We start from the raw sequence: 3,614 nt of genomic DNA, 5'->3' as shown, positions 1-3,614 counted from the left end.
CGGCCTGGCCGGCGTGGATAGTCCCGTATATGGGGCCTTAGCTCAGCTGGGAGAGCACCTGCTTTGCAAGCAGGGGGTCGTCGGTTCGATCCCGACAGGCTCCACCACAGGCCGCGAGTTTATCGACGCGGTCGCAATGAGCTGAACGGACATTGGGTCTGTAGCTCAGGTGGTTAGAGCGCACCCCTGATAAGGGTGAGGTCGGTAGTTCGAGTCTACCCAGACCCACCACTCTGAATGATCAGCGCATACAAAGAATTTATTACGGATCGGCATTGTGGCCGGTACGTGTTCTTTTAAAACTTGTGACGTAGCGAGCGTTTTGAGATTCTATCTTAGACGTGTCGTGAGGCTAAGGCGGAAGACTTAAATGTCTTCTTATTAATTGAGTCGTTATATTTCGTATCTGGGCTTTGTACCCCCAGGTCAATATGTAACCCGAGGCAACTTGCGGTTATATGGTCAAGCGAATAAGCGCACACGGTGGATGCCTTGGCGGTCAGAGGCGATGAAGGACGTGGCAGCCTGCGAAAAGTATCGGGGAGCTGGCAACAAGCTTTGATCCGGTAATGTCCGAATGGGGAAACCCACCCGCTTGCGGGTATCCTGCAGTGAATACATAGCTGCTGGAAGCGAACCTGGTGAACTGAAATATCTAAGTAACCAGAGGAAAAGAAATCAACCGAGATTCCCTGAGTAGCGACGAGCGAACGGGGACTAGCCCTTAAGCTGGAATGGTTCTAGAAAAACAGCCTGGAACGGCTGGCCATAGAAGGTGATAGCCCTGTATTTAAAAGGGCCACTCCAGTGAAGACGAGTAGGGCGGGGCACGTGAAACCCTGTCTGAACATGGGGGGACCATCCTCCAAGGCTAAATACTACTGACCGACCGATAGTGAACCAGTACCGTGAGGGAAAGGCGAAAAGAACCCCGGAGAGGGGAGTGAAATAGATCCTGAAACCGTGTGCGTACAAGCAGTAGGAGCCTCGCAAGGGGTGACTGCGTACCTTTTGTATAATGGGTCAGCGACTTACTGTTCGTGGCAAGCTTAACCGTATAGGGGAGGCGAAGGGAAACCGAGTCTGATAAGGGCGCATAGTCGCGGGCAGTAGACCCGAAACCGGGTGATCTAGTCATGGCCAGGGTGAAGGTGCCGTAACAGGTACTGGAGGCCCGAACCCACGTCTGTTGCAAAAGACGGGGATGAGCTGTGATTAGGAGTGAAAAGCTAATCGAACCCGGAGATAGCTGGTTCTCCTCGAAAGCTATTTAGGTAGCGCCTCATATGTATCCTCTCGGGGGTAGAGCACTGTTATGGCTAGGGGGTCATCGCGACTTACCAAACCATTGCAAACTCCGAATACCGAGACGGACTGTATGGGAGACACACGGCGGGTGCTAACGTCCGTCGTGAAAAGGGAAACAACCCAGACCCACAGCTAAGGTCCCAAATTCACTGCTAAGTGGAAAACCATGTGGAAAGGCACAGACAGCCAGGAGGTTGGCTTAGAAGCAGCCACCCTTTAAAGAAAGCGTAATAGCTCACTGGTCGAGTCGGTCTGCGGGGAAGATTTAACGGGGCTAAGCAGTGAACCGAAGCTTGGGGTGTGCATATTTATATGTACGCGGTAGAGGAGCGTTCCGTAAGCCGTTGAAGGTGGATTGAGAAGTCTGCTGGAGGTATCGGAAGTGCGAATGCTGACATGAGTAACGATAATGCGGGTGAAAAACCCGCACGCCGAAAGCCCAAGGTTTCCTTGCGCAACGTTAATCGGCGCAGGGTGAGTCGGCCCCTAAGGCGAGGACGAAAGTCGTAGTCGATGGGAAGCAGGTTAATATTCCTGCACCTCGCGTAAGTGCGATGGAGGGACGGAGAAGGTTAGGTGTACCCGGCGTTGGTTGTCCGGGGGAAAGGCGGTAGGTTTGGATCTTTGGCAAATCCGGGATCCTTTAAGACCGAGCACCGAGACGAGCCTTTAAGGCGAAGTCACTGATACCACGCTTCCAGGAAAAGCTCCTAAGCTTCAGCTTACGCAGACCGTACCGTAAACCGACACAGGTGGGTAGGATGAGAATTCTCAGGCGCTTGAGAGAACTCGGGTGAAGGAACTAGGCAACATGGCACCGTAACTTCGGGAGAAGGTGCGCCCTTTTTGGTGGCTCATGCGAGCTATAGCTGAAGAGGGCCGCAGTAACCAGGCCGCTGCGACTGTTTATCAAAAACACAGCACTCTGCAAACACGAAAGTGGACGTATAGGGTGTGACGCCTGCCCGGTGCTGGAAGGTTAATTGATGGGGTCAGCCGCAAGGCGAAGCTCTTGATCGAAGCCCCAGTAAACGGCGGCCGTAACTATAACGGTCCTAAGGTAGCGAAATTCCTTGTCGGGTAAGTTCCGACCTGCACGAATGGCGTAACGACAGCGGCGCTGTCTCCACCCGAGACTCAGTGAAATTGAAATCGCTGTGAAGATGCAGCGTTCCCGTGGCAAGACGGAAAGACCCCGTGAACCTTTACTATAGCTTTACACTGAACGTTGAGTTCGTCTGTGTAGGATAGGTGGGAGGCTATGAAACCATGGCGCTAGCTGTGGTGGAGCCATCCTTGAAATACCACCCTGTCGTGCTTGACGTTCTAACCTAGGTCCATAATCTGGATCGGGGACCGTGTATGGTGGGTAGTTTGACTGGGGCGGTCTCCTCCTAAAGAGTAACGGAGGAGCTCGAAGGTACGCTCAGCGCGGTCGGACATCGCGCACTGTGTGCAAAGGCATAAGCGTGCTTGACTGCAAGATCGACGGATCAAGCAGGTAGGAAACTAGGACTTAGTGATCCGGTGGTTCTGTATGGAAGGGCCATCGCTCAACGGATAAAAGGTACTCCGGGGATAACAGGCTGATACCGCCCAAGAGTTCATATCGACGGCGGTGTTTGGCACCTCGATGTCGGCTCATCACATCCTGGGGCTGTAGTCGGTCCCAAGGGTATGGCTGTTCGCCATTTAAAGTGGTACGCGAGCTGGGTTCAGAACGTCGTGAGACAGTTCGGTCCCTATCTGCCATGGGCGTTGGAGATTTGAGAGGGGCTGCTCCTAGTACGAGAGGACCGGAGTGGACGAACCTCTGGTGTTCCGGTTGTCACGCCAGTGGCATTGCCGGGTAGCTATGTTCGGAAGCGATAACCGCTGAAAGCATCTAAGCGGGAAGCGCGCCTCAAGATGAGATCTCCCGGGGCACAAGCCCCCTGAAGGAACCATATAGACTATGTGGTTGATAGGTCAGGTGTGTAAGTACAGCAATGTATTGAGCTAACTGATACTAATGATCCGTGAGGCTTGACCATATAACCTCAAGTTGCCTTGGCCGACATGACATGTCGATAGATTCCCAAGTGCACGCTACGTCACAAGACCAAACGAGAGGCAGGCGCTGTAGGCGCGTCTCTTTGCAAAGCAGGCATACCCATGCCCGCTCCCTGCAAGGACACGACACCCGCGGCGACACTCCAAAAGCCTCCCTGGTGAAATTAGCGCTGTGGAACCACCCGATCCCATCCCGAACTCGGAAGTGAAACGCAGCTGCGCCGATGGTAGTGTGGCCTAAGCCATGCGAGAGT

The 3,614-nt window shown here is 53.7% G+C and carries 2 tRNA genes and 2 rRNA genes; all 4 read left to right on the top strand.

Going from position 1 to position 3,614, the window contains the following annotated elements:
• The first annotated feature begins 31 nt into the window (after positions 1 to 31).
• Positions 32 to 107, top strand: a tRNA-Ala gene (locus IC535_RS18645).
• 47 nt (positions 108 to 154) lie between these two features.
• Positions 155 to 231, top strand: a tRNA-Ile gene (locus IC535_RS18640).
• 229 nt (positions 232 to 460) lie between these two features.
• A 23S ribosomal RNA gene (locus IC535_RS18635) occupies positions 461 to 3,341 on the top strand.
• 173 nt (positions 3,342 to 3,514) lie between these two features.
• A 5S ribosomal RNA gene (rrf, locus tag IC535_RS18630) occupies positions 3,515 to 3,614 on the top strand; the annotation flags it as partial.

Source organism: Stenotrophomonas rhizophila (assembly GCF_020857975.1).
In the GTDB taxonomy this organism is placed as follows: Bacteria; Pseudomonadota; Gammaproteobacteria; order Xanthomonadales; family Xanthomonadaceae; genus Stenotrophomonas; species Stenotrophomonas rhizophila_C.
Note: the sequence above shows the minus strand (reverse complement) of the source record. Positions and strands in the feature narration are given on the sequence as shown.